General features: G+C 41.7%; 19 protein-coding genes. 10 read left to right on the forward strand and 9 right to left on the reverse strand.

What is annotated here, in order from left to right; genetic code table 11:
• Nucleotides 1–27: 27 nt before the first annotated feature.
• Nucleotides 28–999 carry a VOC family protein gene (locus H6G75_RS18325; protein ID WP_190981439.1) on the forward strand — a complete coding sequence of 324 codons (972 nt, stop codon included), beginning with the start codon at nt 28–30 and terminating at the stop codon, nt 997–999.
• 196 nt (nt 1,000–1,195) lie between these two features.
• Here H6G75_RS18325 and H6G75_RS18330 read toward each other — a convergent pair whose 3' ends face one another.
• Together H6G75_RS18330 and H6G75_RS18335 are read right to left on the reverse strand one after the other, a co-directional pair.
• Nucleotides 1,196–1,465 (reverse strand): hypothetical protein, encoded by a 270-nt coding sequence (locus H6G75_RS18330; RefSeq protein ID WP_190981440.1) that lies wholly within the window; start codon nt 1,463–1,465, stop codon nt 1,196–1,198.
• On the reverse strand, nt 1,462–1,680 hold the full coding sequence (locus H6G75_RS18335) for a hypothetical protein (RefSeq protein WP_190981459.1): 219 nt from the start codon (nt 1,678–1,680) through the stop codon (nt 1,462–1,464). The genes H6G75_RS18330 and H6G75_RS18335 overlap by 4 nt, the downstream gene beginning before the upstream one ends.
• Nucleotides 1,681–1,867: 187 nt before the next feature.
• Here H6G75_RS18335 and H6G75_RS18340 point away from each other — a divergent pair, with 187 nt between their 5' ends.
• Nucleotides 1,868–2,911 carry an AI-2E family transporter gene (locus H6G75_RS18340; RefSeq protein ID WP_190981460.1) on the forward strand — a complete coding sequence of 348 codons (1,044 nt, stop codon included), beginning with the start codon at nt 1,868–1,870 and terminating at the stop codon, nt 2,909–2,911.
• Between the two features lies 1 nt (nt 2,912).
• Here the strand turns inward: H6G75_RS18340 and H6G75_RS18345 are convergent, their stop codons facing one another.
• Together H6G75_RS18345 and H6G75_RS18350 are read right to left on the reverse strand one after the other, a co-directional pair.
• A complete protein-coding gene (locus H6G75_RS18345; protein ID WP_190981441.1) occupies nt 2,913–3,482 on the reverse strand; it encodes a DoxX family protein in 570 nt (189 codons plus the stop codon).
• Nucleotides 3,479–4,384 (reverse strand): SMP-30/gluconolactonase/LRE family protein, encoded by a 906-nt coding sequence (locus H6G75_RS18350; protein WP_190981442.1) that lies wholly within the window; start codon nt 4,382–4,384, stop codon nt 3,479–3,481. The genes H6G75_RS18345 and H6G75_RS18350 overlap by 4 nt, the downstream gene beginning before the upstream one ends.
• 681 nt (nt 4,385–5,065) lie before the next feature.
• Between H6G75_RS18350 and H6G75_RS18355 the strand changes: the two genes are divergently transcribed.
• Nucleotides 5,066–6,640 carry a GMC oxidoreductase gene (locus tag H6G75_RS18355; RefSeq protein WP_190981443.1) on the forward strand — a complete coding sequence of 525 codons (1,575 nt, stop codon included), beginning with the start codon at nt 5,066–5,068 and terminating at the stop codon, nt 6,638–6,640.
• Nucleotides 6,641–6,655: 15 nt separating this feature from the next.
• Complete coding sequence (locus tag H6G75_RS18360; protein ID WP_190981444.1) at nt 6,656–7,033, forward strand: colicin V family bacteriocin; 378 nt, start codon at nt 6,656–6,658, stop codon at nt 7,031–7,033.
• Nucleotides 7,034–7,153: 120 nt separating this feature from the next.
• Here H6G75_RS18360 and H6G75_RS18365 read toward each other — a convergent pair whose 3' ends face one another.
• On the reverse strand, nt 7,154–9,145 hold the full coding sequence (locus H6G75_RS18365; RefSeq protein WP_190981445.1) for an AarF/ABC1/UbiB kinase family protein: 1,992 nt from the start codon (nt 9,143–9,145) through the stop codon (nt 7,154–7,156).
• A 313-nt stretch (nt 9,146–9,458) separates the two neighbouring features.
• Here H6G75_RS18365 and recN point away from each other — a divergent pair, with 313 nt between their 5' ends.
• The 3 genes from recN to H6G75_RS18380 all read left to right on the forward strand — a co-directional run bounded on the left by recN (nt 9,459) and on the right by H6G75_RS18380 (nt 12,771).
• Nucleotides 9,459–11,204 carry a DNA repair protein RecN gene (gene recN / locus H6G75_RS18370; protein WP_190981446.1) on the forward strand — a complete coding sequence of 582 codons (1,746 nt, stop codon included), beginning with the start codon at nt 9,459–9,461 and terminating at the stop codon, nt 11,202–11,204.
• A 167-nt stretch (nt 11,205–11,371) separates the two neighbouring features.
• The gene (locus tag H6G75_RS18375; protein ID WP_190981447.1) at nt 11,372–11,974 is read left to right on the forward strand and encodes a hypothetical protein; all 603 of its coding nucleotides are present in this window, start codon (nt 11,372–11,374) and stop codon (nt 11,972–11,974) included.
• Between the two features lie 8 nt (nt 11,975–11,982).
• Nucleotides 11,983–12,771 carry a GUN4 domain-containing protein gene (locus H6G75_RS18380; protein WP_190981448.1) on the forward strand — a complete coding sequence of 263 codons (789 nt, stop codon included), beginning with the start codon at nt 11,983–11,985 and terminating at the stop codon, nt 12,769–12,771.
• Nucleotides 12,772–12,859: 88 nt separating this feature from the next.
• Here H6G75_RS18380 and H6G75_RS18385 read toward each other — a convergent pair whose 3' ends face one another.
• The 4 genes from H6G75_RS18385 to H6G75_RS18400 form a co-directional block, all read right to left on the reverse strand.
• Nucleotides 12,860–13,267 carry a DUF1257 domain-containing protein gene (locus H6G75_RS18385; RefSeq protein WP_190981449.1) on the reverse strand — a complete coding sequence of 136 codons (408 nt, stop codon included), beginning with the start codon at nt 13,265–13,267 and terminating at the stop codon, nt 12,860–12,862.
• Nucleotides 13,268–13,607: 340 nt separating this feature from the next.
• Complete coding sequence (locus H6G75_RS18390) at nt 13,608–13,982, reverse strand: DUF1257 domain-containing protein (protein ID WP_190981450.1); 375 nt, start codon at nt 13,980–13,982, stop codon at nt 13,608–13,610.
• Between the two features lie 110 nt (nt 13,983–14,092).
• The gene (locus H6G75_RS18395) at nt 14,093–15,718 is read right to left on the reverse strand and encodes an AAA family ATPase (protein ID WP_190981451.1); all 1,626 of its coding nucleotides are present in this window, start codon (nt 15,716–15,718) and stop codon (nt 14,093–14,095) included.
• Nucleotides 15,719–15,917: 199 nt separating this feature from the next.
• A complete protein-coding gene (locus H6G75_RS18400; protein ID WP_190981452.1) occupies nt 15,918–17,900 on the reverse strand; it encodes an amylo-alpha-1,6-glucosidase in 1,983 nt (660 codons plus the stop codon).
• Nucleotides 17,901–18,789: 889 nt separating this feature from the next.
• Here H6G75_RS18400 and H6G75_RS18405 point away from each other — a divergent pair.
• From H6G75_RS18405 to H6G75_RS18415, 3 genes are all read left to right on the forward strand, one after another.
• A complete protein-coding gene (locus tag H6G75_RS18405) occupies nt 18,790–19,302 on the forward strand; it encodes a hypothetical protein (RefSeq protein ID WP_190981453.1) in 513 nt (170 codons plus the stop codon).
• 93 nt (nt 19,303–19,395) lie between these two features.
• The gene (locus H6G75_RS18410) at nt 19,396–20,142 is read left to right on the forward strand and encodes a prolipoprotein diacylglyceryl transferase (protein ID WP_190981454.1); all 747 of its coding nucleotides are present in this window, start codon (nt 19,396–19,398) and stop codon (nt 20,140–20,142) included.
• Between the two features lie 209 nt (nt 20,143–20,351).
• The gene (locus H6G75_RS18415; protein ID WP_190981455.1) at nt 20,352–21,944 is read left to right on the forward strand and encodes a heme peroxidase family protein; all 1,593 of its coding nucleotides are present in this window, start codon (nt 20,352–20,354) and stop codon (nt 21,942–21,944) included.
• Nucleotides 21,945–22,180: the final 236 nt, after the last annotated feature.

The following is a 22,180-nucleotide window of genomic DNA, read 5'->3' on the forward strand; positions in this document are numbered from 1 at the left end:
TAACTATGATTGAAGGCAATATCATTTATGAATACTTTTAGTCATACTCATACAGTCCAAGGGCAAAAAATTAGAGCTATTGGCTTAACGGTAGTAAATTGCGATCGCTCTTTAAATTTTTACACGCAAGCCCTGGGTTTTGAACTTATTTCTGACATGATTGTTGCAGGTAAAGATTACAGCGACTTAGAAGGTGTCATTGATGCAGAAATTCGCATTGTAACTTTACGTTTAGGTGATGAAATCATTGAGTTGATGGAATATATCAACATTGACTCTCAACCTATTCCCCCAGATTCTCAAAGTAATGACTTGTGGTTTCAACATCTAGCAATTGTGGTGAGTGATATGGATAGGGCTTATGCACATATAAGTTCATTTCCAATTCAACCGATATCATCTGCACCACAAACAATACCAGCCGATAATCAAGCCTCTGGTGGTGTTCGCGCTTTCAAGTTTAAAGACCCTGACGGACATGATTTAGAGTTAATTTGGTTTCCGCCTGATAAGGGACAAGATAAATGGCATCAAAACACAAACCGCTTATTTTTGGGAATTGACCATAGTGCGATCGCAATTTCCAATACTGAACAAAGTCTACACTTTTACCGCGACCTTTTAGGAATGCAAGTTGATAGCCACAGCCTCAACTGGCGTGCAACTCAAGCGCGTATGGATAATTTACCAGGGGACGAAGTCCAAATTACCGCACTGCGACCAACTCAAGGTGGTGTAGGAATTGAACTGCTAGATTATATTTTGCCGGGTAAAGGTCGTCCTATACCGAGTGACTGGAAAAGTTGCGATATTGCGAACGTGCAGATTCAGCTTGTTGTGAATAATCTTGAGTTGTTAGTTGATAAGTTACGGCGTAATCAAGTGCAACTTATATCACCAGGAGTTGTAAAATTTACAAATAACTTATTTCCTTACCAGCAGGGTTGTTTAGTTAAAGATCCTGATGCACACGCAATATTGTTAATTACAAAATCATAACATCCAAAATAATACAACTGTAATTATTTGTGCCTTTGAGTATTGTGAGTAAAGCGTCTCTTGTTTTTCAAGTAGAGCATCAATGATAGCTTCTATACTCTGAGTGTGAAGTATAAGGCGAGCTTCGTATGAAATAAAAGATTAACGCATATTTAATGAACTCAAGCAAGCAACTTGAGAACAATCTTAACTTCGCCTACAACTGATATAACAATTTGTCATAATCTGCGTGTGAACCAATCCAAAACCACACAATCAAATCTCCGTCACGTTGTCCGACTGCTCGATAATTCTTGCTGACACGAGCAGAGTAAATAGGTAATTCCTGATGCACCTGTTTAAAACGAAGACTTGGATGCCAAGGATATTGCTTAAACTGACAATAAGCCTCGCGTGCTTGTTCTTGAACTTCTTGGGGCAAATCGGCAAAAGCTTTACGGAACTTAACTGTTGTCCTTGATTTCAAAGTGTTTCTGGATCTAGCGGTTGTGTTTTACCTGCTTGATATTCAGCCATTGCTTCTGCTGCAAGTTTAGCGAGTGCATCTTGAGATTGTTCAAAAGCTTGATCCCAAATGTTTTCATCTTCCAGTTCTTCAAGAATTAAGGACGCGATCGCATCCTGTTGTTTAGGAGGCAAAGTTTTGAGTTTAGCGATCGCTTTTTCGAGTAATTCGGTCATCACGAATGCAATAAATAAGAGATATGTCCAATTATCTCTCATTAATTTGCCTATGATTTATTATCCCAGAATTTTATCGTACACAAACTACTACCTTTAGGAGGATGACCGACAGAGCAAAGATATCTACAAGTAACTATCTGTAACTATATTTATCTTCATATAGAAGATGAGTGATGATCAAAAAATGGCAAATTTTAGAGATGGAGACAATGAATGTTCTCGCTTCACTCGTGGCGCACCTTTAGCTGTAATTCTTGCAGCCGGACTTTACATTTTATATCAACTTCTACCAGTATTAGAACTAATAGCTATTGCAGCATTAATTGCTTTAGTCTTACGTACCCTATTGCGCTTTTTGCAAAAGCTAGTTAAATCACAAGATGTTGCAGTTATTGTATTAATTGGATTGATAATTGGCTTTGGTGTATTGCTGACTACTGTAGTTATCCCTAATGCTATATCTGAGGTTCAAAATCTATTAACTACACTGCCAGCTTATCTTAATACATTGACAGGAGATGTTGAGCAACTACGCCATAAATTTCCCTTTATTCCTGATATCTCCCAATCACTAATACAATTACGGAACTTTATCAACCAGTTACTAGGCGGAGTACCTATTTTTCTCGGTCAAGCCTTTAACTTTACTCTGGAATTAGTGGCGACAGTCATCTTAGCACTGTATATGGCTTACGACCCCAAATCTTTAGTAAATGGCATTTTACGTTTAATTCCTCGCCGACACCACCAACGGTTTATACGAGTCCTCAAAGCTTGTCAAACCAGACTACGTGGTTGGATTTTCGGCACAGGAATTGCGATGATATTTCTTGGTGTAGGCGCTGCCTTGGGATTGTGGATTTTGCAGATTCCGTCAGCTTTTGCCTTCGGCATTATTGCAGCCTTATTTGAAATTATTCCTTATTTTGGTTCTATTATTGGGACTTTTTTACCAGCCTTAGTAGCCTTAAGTATTTCACCAATAAAATTAGTATTTGTTCTCATACTATTTTTAGTTATGAATCAAATAGACGCTCATATTGTGCAACCATTGGTAATGGGGCAGCAAGTTAATATACATCCTGTGATGGTAATTGTGACGTTTCTGGTTATGGGGAAATTATTCGGATTTATTGGTGTATTACTTGCAGTTCCAGCCGCCGCTATTATTGTGACACTCATCGATGAGTTCGCTCTTAAGTCTGAAACGGAAGTACCTCCTACATAAATCAACGTCCAAAAATCGCTGCATCTATGGAATAAGCACCAGGGCCTAAAACTGCGATCGCAATTAGCAAGACACAATACATAAAGGCTTTTTCCCAACTAGGTGGTTCAGCTTTGCCGAGTGGGCCTTTATACTGGTCTTCGGGAATTAAGTAAGGATCTGTGGCGACAAACGGCTTACCTTGAATCAGGTGCAACAAAATTGCAAACAACATCGAAGCCAAAATTGGTAAAGTTGCTAAAAGTGTGAGAAATCCCAAAATGAGGAAAAATCCCCCACCCAACATCGTCCATGCAGAGATAAAGCAAAGAAACACGGGTGTATTGATGGAGTCAGCCCATCGCTTCAGATGCAATACTTTGGGGTAGCCGTGAATTAAAAACAACCCACCAACGCTAACTCTCAGTAGTAAAAGTATTAATCCAGCGAGTCCGCCAGGGTATGTATGAACTAGAGAACTCACCAGATGAAAGCCCAAAAATGGATAATAAACTACAGCTAATCTAAAGTTGATGACCTGCGGTAATACTAATACAGCGATCGCAAGACCTAGCACAAATTGATAAATCATAGCTGCACACCACGAGTTTTCAGGTCGATAGCATATAAAGATTTACCTGCGGTGATGAAAAGGTGATCGCGTTCTTGACCACCAAAAGTCAGGTTAGCGCAGGTTTCTGGTACAAGAATTTTGCCTAACAGCGTTCCGTCCGGTGTATATACTTGCACACTATCTTGAGAACTCGTAAAAATATTACCTACTTCATCAACCCGCAATCCATCAGGTAATCCCGGTTCGATGATGGCAAAAACACGACCATTTTTGGTTTCTCGACCATCTATCACATCGTACACACGAATATGATGCACCCCGTCTGGAATATTAAACGCAGCTGTATCGGAAACATACAAAAGGCTTTCATCAGGACTAAAAGCCAGTCCATTAGGGCGTACCATGTCTGTAACTACAGGATAAATCTCATCTGTGACTGGGTCAAAGCGATATACATAGCTTCCCGGTTGTTCTTGTTCACCGCCATAACCTTGATTTGGCTCGGTGATTCCATAAGGCGGGTCAGTAAACCAAATTGTACCGTCACTTTTGACTACCAAATCATTAGGACTGTTAAGGCGTTTGCCATTGTAGCGATCGCATAAAACTTTCCATTTGCCATTGTGTTCGCGGCGAATGATGGCGCGTAAACCAGAGGAACAAGCAACTATACGACCTTCCAAGTCGCGGTAATTACCGCTTTGGTAATCGGATGGGTCACGGAGAACGGATACATGATCAGCAGGACTCCACCGCAGAAGTCGGTTTCCGTGTGCATCACTCCAAATTACGCTGTCATCTTCGGGGATGTAAACAGGGCCTTCGCTGTGAACTGCACCGTTGGCTAGTTTTTCCAGTGAGGCATCAGTTGGTACAATTGCACGCAGGCGATCGTCATAAATCTCTATAGTTTCAGCCATCAGATTCTCCCATTATCTAACTTAGCAGCTGACGAAAAATTGCAGGTCTAGGTTAATATTTGGCTCAAATCCCAAGTTTTTTGATTATTTAGAAATATTGTTGTTTGTGAATAATTTAGGACTGCCATATAAAGCTGTACTAAATATTTTGCCAACAACTTTGAATAGGAATAATTATTATTTCAATAGTGGTTATTTACCTCAAACCAAAGATATATATTTGTATTCATCTTTGAGTAAATATGAATTTTAAATTAAAGTTTTTACGAGAAAAAATTTCTCACTTAATTTAGTGGAACTATTAAGAAACTATTTGGCTTCAGCCTAACGCACCATACGGCAATTTTATTTTATAAATAAGCTTTAAATTATTTGTGAACAACAATATAACTGATTTCTGTGGGAAGTTGACTATCCAAATTAATATGATACCAATTCTTAGTTACAGCACAATATAGTAGCGAAAATAATGCAGAAATTTAGAAATAATAATAAACATAAAATATGTGAAAAAAAGATGAAAAATTTGCCTAACCTTAGGTAGAGGAATTACTAAACCATTAGATAGAAGCAATAATTAAATTCTAGTTTTAGCCTAAATATAAGAATCTATCTTTAGAGTTATCGGACTTTCTAGAAGCTGCAAATCTGCGGAGATGAACTCGGAATAAGTATGCAGTTATGACGAGAATTACAGAACATTACGACATTATTATTATCGGAACCGGAGCAGGTGGAGGTACGTTAGCTTATCGCCTTGCACCTACAGGTAAAAAAATTTTGGTTTTGGAACGAGGTGACTTTTTACCGAGAGAAAAAGATAATTGGAATCCCAAAGAAGTTTATCAAAAACATCGCTACCACACTGATGAAGAATGGTATGACAAGGAGGGCAAAGCTTTTCAACCCCAAACAGGTTATTGGGTGGGTGGTAATACTAAACTTTATGGTGCAGCCTTAGTCAGATTACGAGAGCGAGATTTTGAAAAGGTAATTCACAAGGGAGGAATTTCGCCAGAATGGCCTTTGAAGTATCAAGATTTTGAGCCGTACTACAGCCAATCAGAAAAGCTGTATGACGTGCATGGTCAAGCAGGAGAAGACCCCACCGAACCACCCCGGAGTGAACCTTATCCTTATCCGCCTGTGAGTCATGAACCGGATATGCAGTCTCTTGTTGATGGGATTCATGAACTGGGTTATTATCCATTTCACTTACCATTGGGGTTAAAGCTGAATGAAAGCGATCGCACCAAAAGTCCCTGTATTCGATGCGATACTTTTGATGGCTATCCTTGTCTGGTACAAGCCAAAGCTGATGCTGAGGTGAATGCTATTCATCCGGCTCGTGAAAAGTATAGCAATCTCACCCTCAAAACCAATGCTAAAGTTGTGCGATTACATACCAGTGAGTCAGGACGAGAGGTAACAAGTGTAGAAACGGAAATTGCTGGCGAAAAACATTGGTTTGCTGGTGATATTGTGGTAGTTGCCTGTGGTTCTGTCAACTCACCTGCTTTGTTGTTACGTTCCGCTAACGATCAACATCCCAATGGATTGGCAAATAGTTCTGATCAGGTAGGGCGGAATTTCATGAAACAATTGGAAACTGCGATAGTTTCCATACATTTAGAGGTAAATCACGCCAACTTTCAAAAAACCATCGCTGTCAACGATTTTTACTGGGGAGAACCAGATTTTCCTTATCCGATGGGTATGGTGCAGAATACTGGTAATGTGCTTGCAGATATGATTCCCGCCGAAGCACCGCCGTTGATGGCTCCTTTTGTGAAATTGATTCCTCATTTTGAGCGTCATTTATTAGCCGAGAGGTCGGTTGGTTGGTGGTTGCAAACAGAAGATTTACCAGACCCCAATAATCGGATTCGGGTAGTGGGTGAAAAGATTCACATTGACTATACCTTAAATAATACCGAAGCCAGCGATCGCCTCATCCATCGTTGGACATCTGTACTCAAATCAATTCCCCATTCTGCTAAACACGTCCTACCATTTAGTATTTATCCCCGCACTCATCTACCAGAACAAGCAGTAGCTCATCAATGCGGTAGTTGTCGATTTGGTACAGATCCTCAAACTTCAGTCCTTGATCTCAATTGTCGCACCCATGATATCGATAATCTTTACGTTGTCGATAGTAGTTTTTTCCCGTCCAATTCTGGTGCTAACCCCACACTCACAATTATGGCGAATGCCTTGCGCGTTGGCGATCATCTCGCTGAACGATTGAAGTGATATAGGATAAAAATCATGACAAACGAAGAACGACAAATTACACCCCAACAGCAATCTTCACATAATGATTCACAAACCACATCTCATCCCTTAGCTACAGGTTTAGGTGCTGTGGGTGGTGGTGTAGCCGGGGCTGCGATCGGTCGCTCAATTGGTGGTAAGGTAGGTGCGGCGATTGGTGGTGTTGCAGGAGCAATTACTGGTGGTGTTGCAGGTAATAAATTAGCAGAATACGCAGGGGAATTTATTGAAGAACTTCAACCAACAACTGGCTTGGGATTAGGCGCAGATCACAAGCCCGTTGAATTACCCCGTCATTACAGTTGGGAAGAACTCAAAGCACTATCAAAACCCGAAGGTGGAGCGATTCAACTGCAATTAAACAATGTGTAGCAGTATTATTTGATATGTGAACAAAAGAGACAAGGGAGATGCTTGTCCATCATTTAGATTGCTATACAAATATATTGCACCCAAAAACTGAAGTCGCTGGGTGCAAATGCAAAATGTGGATTAAGCTTGAACTCCTTGTCTTGGTGTTCTAATTTGTTCGATATCTTCTGCTGCTAATAACTCCCGAATTAGATGTGCTAAAGATTTTTGAACTAAACGTGTCCCGATTTGTTGACCTAAACGCTGCACCCCAGGATTGACTAATAATTGAGCCAACTGAGGAGCCATACGTACAGGGTCAAAACCACGGGTTTCTTGTAGAATTTTCAAGATGTTTTTGACATGCTCTAAGGTCTGCTGTTGTTCAACGGTGGCGGCTGGTGTTTCGTTGACTGCTGTTAAACCTACCTGTTCGCGCAGTAAATAGGTGAAGTTGTGCAGCACATTTTTTCCTAAAGCGTTAACTCCGTTGACAAATTCATCTACTAATCTGTCACGAATAAATGCGCCTCGTTCAGAAGAGAGAAAATCTAAACCTTGATTTAAAACTAAATTAAAGTCGTAATCTTCATTATTGCGGGCATTTCGTAACAGATTTTCTAAGCGATTCCAACGGAATTTGCCTTCTTTAAACAGTAAATCTCGCAATGATGTTCTCAGTTGTGGTGCGGGGTCAGTTAACAGGCGTTTGGAAACGTAAGGATAAGCTTCGCTGAGAACTTTGAAGTTAGGATCAATAAAGATTGCAATTCCTTCTAATGTGACCAGAGAGCGAATAATTAAAGCGTAGTAGGGAGGAACGCGGAAGGGATATTCATACATCAAAGCTGAGAGTTCATCAGTGATGCTTTTAATGTTGAGTTCGGCGACACTCGCACCTTGAGCATCAGCAAATACTCTGGCAAATGCGGGGATAATTGGCGTTAAGTCTGTGTCTGGTGTTAAAAAGTCTAGTTTGACGTAATCTTGCGCTAAACCTTCAAAATCACGGTTGACTACGTGAACGATCGCCTCAATTAAACCATATCTCTGGGGCGGCTTAATCTCGCTCATCATCCCAAAGTCGAGATACGCCAATTTTCCATCGGGTGTGGCTAACAAGTTCCCTGGATGGGGGTCAGCATGGAAAAAGCCATGTTCTAAAAGTTGTCGCAGCGAACACTGTACACCAACTTCAATTAAATAACGTGCATCTATACCTTGGGCAGCAATTTCGGCTGTTTGGGTTAATTTTGTGCCGTTAATCCATTCCATCGTCAGTACGCGACGATTGGTATATTCCCAGTAAATTTTCGGGACGTATATGTCTTTAATATGACCATATAACTGAAAGAAACGCTCGGCATTTTCACCTTCATGGATATAATCCATTTCTTCAAAAATGCGATCGCCTAATTCATCTAAAATACCGACTAAATCACTCCGCACTCGTTTGACGTTTCTTTGTACCCAACCAGCAATGCGGCGCAAAATATACAAATCAATCGTAATTCTTTCTCTTAAATCCGGGCGTTGCACTTTGACAGCAACTTCTTCACCTGTTTTCAGTTTACCTTTATAAACTTGTCCCAAGGAAGCGGCAGCAATGGGCTGTGCTGATAATTCTACATAAATGTCTTCTGGGGGTGCGCCCAGTTCTTCTTCAATAAACTGGTAAGCAATTTCATTAGGGAACGGTGGTAACTGGTCTTGGAGTCTGGTTAATTCTTCTAAATATGTCGGCGGAACTAAATCTGGCCTGGTAGATAAGGCTTGACCAATTTTAATGTAAGCAGGCCCCAATCGCGTTAACAATTCCCGTAACTGCACAGCGCGACGACGGTCATTTTTGACGACAATTCCGCGTTTGCTGTCCCACCACAAACCGAAGAAAAAAGCCAAGGTCGGACGCAGTACAGTAATAATTCGTTGTAAAACCTGTAGAGGTCGGCTTTGATAATGTTCCGCTATTTCTGCGGCGTTATATTTCACTGCTTCAGGTTCGGCGCTGGGAATCAGCCGATTGGGCGATCGCACAACTAAAGCTGATGTACCATTGTCTGATACTACTTCAGTCTTATATATTTCACCCTCAATCGTTTGGGAGGTCGGGGGAAGTGTCTTAACCATCATGAAGAAAGCCACCAGTCGAATGAAACATGTTAAGTATTGTAACAATATGTTTAGCTGTCCACATCCCTAAAATTGGGGATCAGCTTAATTAGCATTTTCCGCATAATATAGCTGTGGCTACTAAGACTCAAAATATTTATTTACACCAGCAGAGGCAAAGGCTAGGTTTGCTACACTGAAAACGTACTAGTTCCATTTTAAGTGCTGAGTTGAAAGTGCTGAGTCAAGACAGTGAGTGCTTACCGTACTCCCTATTCAAGATTCTTTTTTCAATAGCACACTCAGCACTCAGCACTAAAGAGGGAGAAGCTTGATGTTGCTTGGTCTGCGAATTGAAAACTTTGCCCTGATTGACCAACTGGAACTAGAATTTGGCGTTGGGTTAAATGTTTTGACAGGTGAAACCGGCGCGGGAAAATCGATTATTTTAGATGCGATTGATGCAGCCTTGGGTGGTAAAGTCTCCAGTCGAGTTATCCGCACAGGAACAACCCGCGCAATGGTAGAAGCAACTTTTAAATCTCATCATGCCCTAGCCGCTTGGTTAACGGAACAGGAAATAGATTTAATTGATGATCACTCAGTAGTAATTAGTAGAGAAATTACTGCTACAGGTAGTAATGTCCGTAGCCGATCGCGGGTGAATGGTGTATTAGTGAATCGGCAAATCATGGTAGGATTGCGCGATCGCCTCGTGGAAATTACCGCCCAAGGTCAAACAGTCCAAGTCGGACAACCAGCCCAAGTTCGGGAATGGTTAGATGTGTATGGTGGCGATGCTTTAATTCAGCAGCGTCAAGTCATTGCCACAGCTTATCATGCTTACCAACAAGCCCATCTCGCCTTAGAAAAACGCCGCACATCCGAACGGGAACGTTTACAACAACTCGACTTGCTGACTTATCAAGTACAAGAGTTATCCACCGCTAACCTCAGCGAACCGCAAGAATTAGAACAACTCACCCAAGAACGGGAACGTTTAAATCACGTCGTTGACTTGCAACAGATGAGTTACAAAATCTATCAAGCTTTGTATCAAAACGACGGTGATACACCAGCCGCAGCCGACTTACTCGGAGATAGTGAAGCCACCTTAAACGATATGGTGGAATATGATAGCCAACTGCAATCATTATTAGAATTGGTCAGAGATGCTCAAACGGCAGTTGTGGAAGTTGGACGACAAATTAACGCCTACGGGGATAGTTTAGAAGCTGACCCGCAAAGATTGGAAGAAGTAGAAGAAAGAATCCGAGAATTAAAGCAAATTTGCCGCAAGTACGGGCCGACACTCACAGAAGCGATCGCATATTATCAACGTATCCAACAAGAATTAGCCGAACTCAACGATAGTGAACAATCGATTGAAAGTTTAGAACAGCAAGAAAAAACTTGTTTTGATAAACTGACCCAAGCTTGTCAAAAATTAACTAAATTGCGCCGTCAAGCTGCGAATAATTTAGAGTCGCGGTTGATTGCAGAACTCAAACCATTAGCGATGGAAAAAGTCCAATTCCAAGTGGAAATAGTACCCATCGTTCCCACGGCGGCGGGTGCAGATAAAATTACCTTTGTGTTCAGTCCCAACCCTGGCGAACCATTGCAACCATTAACCGAAATCGCTTCTGGTGGGGAAATGAGCCGCTTTTTATTAGCCTTAAAAGCTTGTTTTTCCCAAGCAGACTCCGCCGAGACATTGGTGTTTGATGAAATCGATGTCGGTGTTTCTGGCAGAGTTGCTCAAGCGATCGCGGAAAAATTATACCAACTCGGTCAACACCATCAAGTATTGTGCGTGACGCACCAACCTTTAGTAGCAGCGATGGCTGACCGTCATTTCCGGGTGGACAAGCAAATTATTACACAAGGCAAAGGTAAAAAAGCTAACAACGGCAGCACAGAACAACGTACTGTTGTCCGAGTTACTTATTTAGATAACATCAATACACGTCGGGAAGAACTAGCGCAATTAGCCGGGGGTAAATCTGCAACAGAGGCGATCGCTTTTGCGGAGTCTCTGCTGTTACAAGCAGCCAACCACCGCCGCAGCGAAACCTAACTAGAGGTTAACGTGAGTTCGATGAGTGCTTTTTGACCTCATCCCCAACCCATCTCATCTGCTTTCTCTGCGGTCTGAATGATGGGAAGGGGATAATATTGAAAATTGCGATCGCCTAACCTCAGTGATTGGGAATACTAAGTAGTAAGCTCAATACTAAAAACCTGATGACAGAAAATAATAATCGCCCCAGAGTTTATGATGTTGTTCTTGGTGGTCAAGAAAAAGCTCCTCCTGGTGCTGTAGTCTTAGGAGGAATAGAAGGTGTCAAAAGACGTTTGGCAAGTCCAATCATTGAACAAAAAATTGCAGCACTAGAAGAAGCACTCAAGTATGGCGAAGCAGGTTTAGAACTGGTAATCTCGGCGTTAGAAGATAGATTATGGAAAGTACGCTGTGCAGCTTATTCCCTACTTGCTTCTCGACCAGAACCTGTAGTGCAGAAAATACTACAGGAATATAACCATAAACTTGATAGATATAATGCGTTTGTGGCGATGGCGCGTGCTGGTGGCGTGTCTGATATTGATATACTGATGGATAATTTGGAACATGACCGCAATAGCGCCACTTGCAAGTTAATTGACTTTACACTTGGCTTAGTTGATACTCATGAAGGTAAAGACAGAATCCGACATTACCTGTTTAACGGTACACAGATACAACGTAACTATGCAGCACTTTACTTTAAACGACGGGGTATCACAGATATTTTACGAGAAGCAGTAAGCCGGGGCTGTATTGATAGAGTGCAAGCCTTCTCCAAATAACAACCGCAATGTCAGAAAATTTCAATCAACCGCGAGAATATGATGCAGTTCTGGGTGGAAAAATCCCACCGCCAAAAAATGGAGTGGTTTTAGGCGGTATTGCAGGTGTGAAACGGCGTTTGACTAGTGCTGTCTCTGTAGAAGAACAAACTCTAGCTGTTGCGGAAGCTTTAAAATATGGTGAGGCGGGAATCAGGCTGGTATTTGAAATTATCAATCCTGAATCTGAAAAACTGCAATTAACAATATCATCACTGCTGGGACAACAAGCATTAGCAAAATTACAATCTTCTTTAGACACAGAACCAGCCTTAATCTCTGCGGTTGGCGTAAACTACAGTAATTTACAAAAATTGCTGGCTGCGGGAAAATGGCAAGATGCAGATCAAGAAACTGCCGCCATGATGCTGCAAATTTGCGATCGCACACAACAAGGATGTTTAGATCCAACAGACATTGAAAAATTTCCCTGTGCAGACTTAAACACCATTGAAACTCTCTGGCAAAAATCTAGTCAAGGACGCTTTGGCTTTGCAGTCCAAGCTTATATTTGGCAAAAAGTTGGCGGTACAGCTAATCCTGATTGGGAAGCTTGGTGTCGCTTTGGTAAAGGTGTGGGATGGTTTTCTCAAGGTAATTGGCGTTATTGGAACGATTTGCAATTTGATTTAAACGCTAATGTCGGACATTTACCCCGTGGTGGTGCATTTATTGGTTGGGGTTTAGGTGACTTTTGGACAGGTTGCAGAACCTTGTCTGCACTTGCAGAGAAATTAGCCAGCTGTAACATCATCTGAATTTGGGAACACTGGTATTGGTGTCGAGGAAAAATAATTCCAGCAATATGATGTGGTGATGGTAGGCTATATCAGAGTAAAGTCTTAATTATGTCCATCTTGCCACAACAACTCTAACTGTTCCATCTTCCATCACTTCATCTGCTTCAATCGTAAACCCTTGCGCCTCGGCTGATGCCATTAAGGCGTGATATCCATAACGCTGCATCAATGTATTTAACCAAGACTCATTATATTTTCTGCGATCGTACTCAGAAATAATTGCTTGAAACTGACCATTTTCTTGCCGCTTAAAGCCAATATCATTACTTGAAGAACCAATATATTGTTTGCGAATAATCACTTCTGCACTTTCAGGACGCACATCACCTTGATAACCATATAATGGCTGTGCTACTTGGTGATGTTCAACATTTTTAAAGCCAACATCTGCCAAGGCTTTAATTAATGCGTCTGGATTTTTAATTTGAGTTTTGATGCTAGTAAAGTGTGACATATGTTTGTGATGAATATATAGCAGTTTTCAATACAGTCAGCGAGAGGAAAAATAATGGCTCTCCCAGACTTGGGTTGATAAATTAACACTAAAAAATGGCTCAAATGATTGATATAACAAGGTTTCGCTAATATAAAAACAATGATTTAATAAAAATTTACTTTATTACTCCTGAATCCCAGACTATGTAAGGATTTAACCTGATATTAAGTATTAATTTGCTATAGCTAGTCTAGGAGAGCCAAAATAATTAACCGCAGATGGACGCGGATGAATTTGGTAGAGGTTCAGATACTCGACTTTTTCGAGAAGTCGGGTATCTTGATTCTCACGAATATAATTAAACCCAACGCCCAACTACTACCCGCACAGTGCCATCTTTTAATACTTCTTCATCTTCAACATTAAAACCTTGTTCTTGGACTGTTGCCATCAAGGTTTTATGAGCATATTTTTGGCTGATGGAGTTAACAAACTGTGGTTGATTAATTTCTGCGCCCCAAAAGTCGGCTACTATTTCGTAATTCTCTCCATTGCGGCGAAAGCCCAAATCATAACCGTTTTGTTGGCGAATTACATACTCGGCTTGAGTAGTATTTCCTTCATATCCCCGGACGTTAGTATTGCACTCAACTTGATAACCTAATTCTTGCAAAACTTCATGGAGAATTTCACCGCGTTTGATTTGTACTTTGATGGTTGTGAAATGAGACATAATTCCAATTTTGGATTTTAGATTTGGGATTTTGGATGAAAAAACGAACCGCCTTAGACGCGAAGCGGCTTCCCGAAGGGTAGACACAGAGAACGCAGAGTTTTTCTATTTTAATCAACCTCTAATGGGCCGATGCCTTTTTGGTTTGAGTATTGTTTTAATTCCTCCACTAATTGAATATCGTTGGAAGCTGCCCTAGCACCGGCTTCTGCTGCCCATTGCTTTAAGGCTTCAATTTGGTTACGGGCGATCGCAGCTAAGGGTACAGTCTGGGCTATTGCCTGTAAAATATCTTCAGTATTGAAGTCTCGTCTTTGCCCTTCTATTCTTGTGGAAAATGCTTGGTGCATAGCATCAATAATTACTTGCTCAATTTCCGCACCACTGAAGTTTTGTGTTTGCTTCGCCAAGGAATTTAAATTAAATTCTCGCAGGCGGTTGGGACGTAACCTTAGCAAATGCACTTTAAAAATTTCTTGGCGTTCTGTTTCTGTCGGTAAATTTAAAAAGAAAATCTCATCAAATCTGCCTTTGCGTAACAACTCGGCTGGTAATATCTGTACGTTATTGGCGGTGGCGACAATAAAAACTGGGCTGGTTTTTTCTTGCATCCATGTAATTAAACTGCCAAATACCCGCCGCGATGTCCCGGAATCACCGTCAACCCCATTGGTAATATTGCCAAAGGCTTTGTCAATTTCATCAATCCACAATACACAAGGGGCCATTGCTTCGGTTATCTGAATCATTTGGCGGACACGGCTTTCACTTTCACCGACAATTCCACCAAACAAACGTCCAGAATCTAACCTCAGTAGGGGTAAACGCCATTCATGGGCAATAGTTTTCGCGGAAAGAGATTTACCCGTTCCCTGTATCCCCACCAATAACATCCCCTTGGGATTAGGAATACCGTAGCGTCTAGCTTCTTCTGTAAAAGCATCTTGGCGCATCAATACCCATTGTTTGAGTTGATCTAATCCCCCGACACGCTTGAGTGATTCTTGGGGTGTGAAAAACTCTAAAATGCCGGTTTGGCGAATTGCTTGCTTTTTCTCTTCTAATACGCCATCAATATCAGACTCATTTACCTGCTGTTTAGCGGCTAAAGCTTTTGCCAAAACCCTAGAAATGCGAGTGCGGCTTAAACCTTGACAGGCTTTAATTAATTGTTCACGCGCCAAGCCAGCAATATTTAATTTATCTGGGACGACTAGCTGAGTAATTAAATAATCGATTTCGCTGACGCTGGGTAAGGGAAAATCAACAACTGTCACCTCTTGCAGTAATTCATCGGGAAGTTCTAAAGTATGACTGGTGGTGATGATAGTTTTACGCGATCGCTTTAACTCCCGTGCTAAGTTTCGTAATTCTCTAACAATCGGCGCATTCTTCTCGGTGGTAGGATTTTTCACAAACGGATGCAAATCCCGCAGCACAAACATTGCTGCTGTTTGCGAGTCAGCTTTGGCAATGCGTAATAAAGCCGCCATCACAGAACCTTTATCTGCACCATTATCACTCCAACCCCGCACAATATCCCAAAATAACACCTGTCGCTGGGGCGCAGAACGCGCTGCAACTTGCAACAGCACTTCTTCTACAGGTTCTTCTTCCACAGAAATCACATACAGTAAGGGATACCGCGCCCGAATCATCAAATCAAGCTGTTCGATCAAAGAAGCGTATTGCTGATTTTCGCTGCTATGATTTCCCGATTGTTGAAAATTGCTCATCTCTCTTTAGGGGTATTCGGGTGTGGGGTGTAAGGGGGATGAAACGCTAATTACTGAATTGATTCCTCAAATCTTCCAGCCTTCATTCATTATAGCATTTTCTCTGTATCTGATTATACAAACAAAAACAGCAAACAGCTTGATTCTGTTACTCCCAATCTCCTCTTGTCCCCCTTGTCTCCCTTGTCTCCCACATCCCCTACCCCTCCGTCGCCAACCAAGCACGTAAAACCTCCGCCACCGTCCAAGCCTGGGCAGTACAGCCACGTGGAGTCATTGGTGCATCACCATCAAAAATTTCGCTGAGACTGCCAACACCGGATGCTGTGAGATGATTTGCCATCGGTTCTAAAAATTGCCGTGCCTGTTGTGGATTTTTGTAAACACGTAAATGGGCGAGGACGAATGGCCCCAACAACCACCCCCAAACTGTTCCCTGATGGTAAGAACCATCCCGCAGATACTGATTACCACCGTATATTCCCTGATATTGGGGATGTTCTGGTGAGAGCGATCGCAATCCATGAGAAGTCAGCAACATTCTGCCACAAACATCTACCACGCTCTTTTGTTGGGCAGGGGTGAGGGGGCTTTCTGGTAACGATACAGCAAAAATTTGATTCGGACGCAACGCCTGATCATCACCATCAGGACTATCAATCACGTCATAGCAGTAACCCAAAGCTTCGTTCCAAAAGCGAGAAAATCTTGCTAAGGCGCGGTCTGCCATTGCTTCATATTCTTGATGTGGTTTACCCAGTTGACGGGCAAATTTAGCCATTGTGCGAAGAGCATTATACCACAAAGCATTGACTTCTACTGGTTTGCCAATTCTGGGTGTGACTACCCAATCTCCGACTTTGGCATCCATCCAAGTAAGTTGGGTACCTGTTTCACCTGCATAAAGTAAACCATCGGTGGGATCAAGATGAATACCATAGCGTGTCCCGCGACAGTGCCAATAAATAATATCTGCCAGTACGGGAAACAGTTCACTTAGTAAATGATCGTCGTTTGTGGCATTGTCGTAGGCGCGAATAGCTTCAAAATACCACAGTGTCGCATCGACTGTATTGTATTCTGGTTCTTCGCCCACATCAGGAAAGCGATTAGGTAGCATTCCCTGATTGACATACTTGGCAAAAGTGCGGAGAATTGCCCGTGCTACTTCTTGGCGACCAGTGGCAATTGTCAACCCAGGTAAACTAATCATGGTGTCCCTTCCCCAATCACTAAACCAGGGATAACCAGCGATGATGGTTTTGCCGTGAGATTCTTCTGGTACAGAACGGTCAACAATAAACTGATCAGCCGCCAGTACCAAATGTTTAATCCAGGCGGGAGACTCCTGTGCTGTAATGGGTCGATTACTCTGCCAAATTCCCAATAGTTTCTGTTCTTGAGTGCGGCGTAATTTGAGTGCCGTTTCACCAGACAAATCAATTTGTTTTTCAGTGCTGGCAACAAAAGTCACTGCTTCCCCAGGATGGAGAGTTACAGCGAAGGTGGCAGCGTGGAGATGATCTTCTTTGTCGTTTAAACCGCGATAACGCTCTACTGCCAAATCAAAGTCATAATACCAGTTGTGAACGGTTGTGGCACTGGCTTTGTCACTCAACAAATAAAATGGTGTCGCACTGGGATCAGCCGCCACACAAATTCCTTGTTCGACTGCTTCCACCGACATTTGCCAACCGTTGCTGTGGGTGTCGCTGTGATAATCGCGGTAGTTGACCATTGCTTTGAGGGTGAGTTGCAAAGGTTGGGTTGCACGGTGCAGAGTGTATTGGATATATGTGGTGTTTGTGCCTAACTGCATCCAAATGCGCTTTTCTAGCAAAGCATCAGCCACCGCCAACCGCCATAGAGGAATTGTCCCTTCCAAGGCAAAAGATTCAATGTGTCGATAACCTTGGGGACTAACAGTTTGATTTGCCCAGCGATTTGTATGTAAGGGATAAGTGCGATCGCCATACAATACAGTTTCATCTAGTTTTGCTAACAGTAAAGTACGACCTAAAGGTGGGTGTAAAGCCGCAATGAGTAAGCCGTGATACCGCCGAGTCAATAACCCTGCCACCGTTCCAGAAGCATAACCACCGATGCCATTAGTCACTAACCATTCCCGTGTTTCTGCGATGTCGAGATTGCCGCAGATTTCCCGCCCAAATTCCATACACATAAGGCAAATTGCGTGATTTTTGAGGTGACACCAAAATCTATTGACTACAAATTTGTTTCATGACAGATAACAGGGTCACAAGTCTCAACTCTATTTCTAGTGTTTTTTGATGCTGAATTTTACTGTAAGTAATTTTTCTCTAGTATCCCATCGTTATTTTGTCATATTAAATTTACTTAAACAGTTGCATCATAAATTTCAATGTTTATTTTGAGAAAATTTACCTTTTTAAGAGATACTCAAACTATGTATTGTGTTTTTTTGAATGCAAAGTAACAGCATTCTCTCTTACGGATTGGCAATTGCTGTTTGTGTCCAACTGCCGTCATGATTGCATCTTTAGTTTGCCAAATCCCTTCTTTCCGTGGCTAGAGAAATCCTTCCTGACTATTAAGACTCCTATTTGATTTCTGAAAACAATACAAAACCCAAAAAATGCTCTTTCCTACTTCTTACTCCTACACTGGCGAGTTGACGAAGAATTTCGTCAACTGACAGATTCATTGACTCAACCCACCCCTACCTACTCCTAGCCTTGACAAATAATTGCAAAAATCTCACTGAATGACCATAGAATCCATTCCAAACAGTGTATCTACTGTTGTCAGAACGACTGTAGGATTTTCATGATTTGTTGCAAAATATAACATTCATCAAACTATAAGTATTTATTCACTGTGTTTAAAGTTACCTTGATCGGAAAAAATGTTGTTTTCAATACTTCAATTGAGATTTAACTTATTTTTATGTTGAGATATTTAGCTTACCAAATTAGCATATTCAGTTAAGATTAAGCATGTTTTACTATTTAGTTGCTGGTTCTGGACTGCTAGACTCCCTGGATTAATTTCATCTTGTTATTCAATAGTTGTTAGCCCATACTGCTCCCATGCTGACCTATCATCGCAAGCCTGTGTGCTTATCACTAATTTCCACTGACCTGCCGTTCTGGTCAGTGGTTGAAACTGCCGGAACATTGTATCAGAAAGATACGGAACGATTTCATTTACTGTTAACTGCACCGCCTCTCATTACTTGTGAAGTGGAAACTTCCCTGAATACAGAGGAAATTTTGCCGCACAGAACAAACACTGCCTACGTTCCCAGTAGTCCCAGAGTTTTGTGGCTGGAAATTTCTCCATATCGGGTGATTATGACTATGCAAGGGAATGGTCAAGTAAGTTACCGCCACTTCTGGGAAAAAGGAATATACGGTGTTAGCCGTTATTGGTTGCCTGCGGAATCTTTACAACCGAATAATCCGATTCGCTTACGAAATTTTACAAAAACATTAACACTCACGGGTAAACAATTCCCCGAACACTTACGCCTAGAGTATGAATTGTGGGCAGAAAAAGTCCAACTAGGATGCTACATCCTCAATTTAGAAATTAAACACTGATAATTCCAGCTTTTTTCTTGTGCCTTTCCCAATACTGCTTGGGGAAGGCATAATTTTGTTCTCCTACTGTTCCCTTGTCTCCACAGGCAAACTATGAATTTCCCGGTATATTTTTGGTTAGGCTCATTACGGATTCATCCGCATATTTTATTTGAATCTTTAGCTTATGCTGTGGCTTTCCGTTTACTATTGTGCAATGTCCGCAAAGATGCGATCGCTCCTCGTCAACGCAGTTCTGTCATCGTTGGCGGTATGCTGGGGGCTTTAATTGGTGCTAAATTGTTAGTCGCTGTGCAACATCTAGATTTAATTTGGCAAAATCCCCAGCAATTAGGTTTACTGCTGTTACAAGGTAAAACCGTAGTTGGCGCACTTTTAGGTGGCTTAATCGGTGTAGAAATCACTAAAAAAATTATTGGTGTTCATCAATCAACAGGTGATGTTTTTGCTTATCCTTTGATTATTGGTACAGCAATTGGCAGGATAGGTTGCTTTTTGACTGGGTTGAGCGATCGCACCTATGGCATTGCCACCACTTTACCTTGGGGCGTGGATTTTGGTGATGGGATTTTGCGTCATCCCACACAATTATATGAAATATTATTTTGCGTTTGTTTATTGTTCTTATTAAATCTTCGCTGCCGTTATCAATATCGCAATGGTGACTTGTTTAAATTTTATTTAATTTCCTACGTAATTTTTCGGTTTTTTATTGACTTTCTCAAACCAGATTTTCATTTTTTATTTGGTTTAAGTGCAATTCAAATTGCTTGTGTATTGGCTATCCTATATTATTTGCCCAGCATTCCGCAGGTGTTTTATATTTCAGACCAAAAATAAAAGTTAATTTTTTTCTTAAATATTTTTATTACTTTTTAACTCATTTGCACACAACTTTAAATTTTCCCAAATAATTATCTACTTTTAATAACCACATTCACAAAAATCAAAGCCCTACATGATTTTTTCGGCTAAAGAATTCATGTATAGTCTTTTCGTGGCTTATTACCAAGTTTACTAACACCTAATGCCTTGTTTAAGGAAATATTATGAAAGCTTTGAACGGGGGAAAAACGAGAAGTTTAAAACATAAAAACATCTCGAAAAAAAGAGTACTTTCATTGTTAGCTATTGTTGCTACTGCCATTATGATTGTTGGCATAATGGTAGGTATCTTGCTGAATAGAGTAGCGCAGGCAGATACAAATGATGCAATTCTGCCCAGCAGATTTGGTCGGATGTTTCGGAATCAGCCTTCTTTTGCGCCACCAACCGATGCTGTCAGAGCGGCTCTTTTAGAAATGGGCAAAGCAGGCGGGATATTAGATGCCAAAGACAATTTAGCCGCAGGGCCTCTAGCCTTGATTGTCGATCCGGCTCTCAATGTTAATAACCCCAACAACCCTAACCATACAGCTGGCACAACATTCTTTGGCCAGTTTATGGATCATGACATCACATTTGATTTGTCATCTCGGCTGGGTAGGGTTACACCTCCAGTATCTGCACCAAATGGTCGGACTCCGGCTTTTGACCTGGATACAGTTTACGGTGATGGGCCGTTTGCATCACCTACTTTTTATGACCCAACAGACCCAATCAAACTAAGACTGGAAAATGGCGGTTTGTTTGAAGACTTACCCCGCGACGCAAACAACCGCGCCCTCGTGGTTGACCCACGTAACGACCAGCACTTAATTCTCACAGGAATGCTGAGTGCATTTCACCTCTTTCACAACCATGCAGTTGATTTGGTGAGATCCCAGAGTCCATCCATCAACAACGTGAATGCTTTTAACGAAGCTCGCAGGCTGACCACTTGGCATTATCAATGGATCATTCTGCACGAATTTCTCCCCCAAATTATTGGTCAGGATCGGGTGAACGAAATTTTAAGGAATGGTCGGAGATTTTACACCCCCTTGCCAGGTAGAGGCTTTATTCCGGTTGAATTTCAAGTGGGCTATCGTTTTGGTCACAGCATGGTGCGTCCGTCTTATCGGGCTAACTTGGCAGGTGACAATGGCCAACCCTTCTTTGCTTTTATTTTCGACCCTTCCCAAGAAGGAAAAGCTGATCCTGGTGATTTGCGTGGTCGTGCTAGAGCGCCGAGGCGTTTTATTGGCTGGCAGACATTTTTTGACTTTAATGACACTCAAATCAGGCGCAACAAGTTAATCGATACGAAAATTTCTAGCGCATTGTTTAACTTACCACTCCAGGCGATCGTAGAAGGGACACCGCCGACTTCACTCTTACAGCGCAACTTGCTCCGACACGTAACTTGGCAGTTACCGTCTGGTCAGACTCTAGCCCGTGCAATTGGTGTATCTGTCCTCAGCCCGAATGACTTAGCAGAACTCCGAAACATCTATCCAGGCTTCGATACCTCCACACCACTCTGGTACTACATTCTCAAAGAAGCTGAACTGATGGAAAGAGGTCTACGTCTAGGCCCTCTGGGTAGCCGCATTATCGGTGAAGTGATTATTGGTTTGCTTCAGGTAGATCCAAAATCTTATTTGAATGTTAATCCTTCTTGGGTGCCAACTCTACCTACTAGAACGGGCAGACCAGAAGACTTTCGGATGATTGACTTTCTGACTTTTGCTGGTGTAGACCCGGCTCATCGCGGACAGTAGAGAAAGTGCTGATACTAAGTTGCAGCCCAAGATAGTAGCTGGGGTGGGAGTAGGAATACTATTTTTGAAAGCAACTTAGTATAAGTATTAATTGTTACTCAAATTCGATTAAGCTCTTGTGCATTTAAATTGTGATAATAGTATCGCCTTTATTTTTGAGTTTTCGTCCCCATTTAATAATTAACGCTCCTTCATTTAAGAGTTGATGTAATAAATATTCTAGGTCTTCAATTGAT

This window comes from Nostoc sp. FACHB-280 (assembly GCF_014697615.1).
Taxonomy (GTDB): domain Bacteria; phylum Cyanobacteriota; class Cyanobacteriia; order Cyanobacteriales; family Nostocaceae; genus Nostoc_B.

Excerpts from the sequence above, each read along its gene's own strand:
- H6G75_RS18325 (WP_190981439.1), top strand. The coding sequence starts at position 28 with ATGAATACTTTTAGTCATACTCATACAGTCCAAGGGCAAAAAATTAGA.
- H6G75_RS18335 (WP_190981459.1), bottom strand. The coding sequence starts at position 1,680 with ATGACCGAATTACTCGAAAAAGCGATCGCTAAACTCAAAACTTTGCCT.
- H6G75_RS18340 (WP_190981460.1), top strand. The coding sequence starts at position 1,868 with ATGGCAAATTTTAGAGATGGAGACAATGAATGTTCTCGCTTCACTCGT.
- H6G75_RS18345 (WP_190981441.1), bottom strand. The coding sequence starts at position 3,482 with ATGATTTATCAATTTGTGCTAGGTCTTGCGATCGCTGTATTAGTATTA.
- H6G75_RS18350 (WP_190981442.1), bottom strand. The coding sequence starts at position 4,384 with ATGGCTGAAACTATAGAGATTTATGACGATCGCCTGCGTGCAATTGTA.
- H6G75_RS18355 (WP_190981443.1), top strand. The coding sequence starts at position 5,066 with ATGACGAGAATTACAGAACATTACGACATTATTATTATCGGAACCGGA.
- H6G75_RS18360 (WP_190981444.1), top strand. The coding sequence starts at position 6,656 with ATGACAAACGAAGAACGACAAATTACACCCCAACAGCAATCTTCACAT.
- H6G75_RS18365 (WP_190981445.1), bottom strand. The coding sequence starts at position 9,145 with ATGATGGTTAAGACACTTCCCCCGACCTCCCAAACGATTGAGGGTGAA.
- recN (WP_190981446.1), top strand. The coding sequence starts at position 9,459 with ATGTTGCTTGGTCTGCGAATTGAAAACTTTGCCCTGATTGACCAACTG.
- H6G75_RS18375 (WP_190981447.1), top strand. The coding sequence starts at position 11,372 with ATGACAGAAAATAATAATCGCCCCAGAGTTTATGATGTTGTTCTTGGT.
- H6G75_RS18380 (WP_190981448.1), top strand. The coding sequence starts at position 11,983 with ATGTCAGAAAATTTCAATCAACCGCGAGAATATGATGCAGTTCTGGGT.
- H6G75_RS18385 (WP_190981449.1), bottom strand. The coding sequence starts at position 13,267 with ATGTCACACTTTACTAGCATCAAAACTCAAATTAAAAATCCAGACGCA.
- H6G75_RS18390 (WP_190981450.1), bottom strand. The coding sequence starts at position 13,982 with ATGTCTCATTTCACAACCATCAAAGTACAAATCAAACGCGGTGAAATT.
- H6G75_RS18395 (WP_190981451.1), bottom strand. The coding sequence starts at position 15,718 with ATGAGCAATTTTCAACAATCGGGAAATCATAGCAGCGAAAATCAGCAA.
- H6G75_RS18400 (WP_190981452.1), bottom strand. The coding sequence starts at position 17,900 with ATGTGTATGGAATTTGGGCGGGAAATCTGCGGCAATCTCGACATCGCA.
- H6G75_RS18405 (WP_190981453.1), top strand. The coding sequence starts at position 18,790 with ATGCTGACCTATCATCGCAAGCCTGTGTGCTTATCACTAATTTCCACT.
- H6G75_RS18410 (WP_190981454.1), top strand. The coding sequence starts at position 19,396 with ATGAATTTCCCGGTATATTTTTGGTTAGGCTCATTACGGATTCATCCG.
- H6G75_RS18415 (WP_190981455.1), top strand. The coding sequence starts at position 20,352 with ATGAAAGCTTTGAACGGGGGAAAAACGAGAAGTTTAAAACATAAAAAC.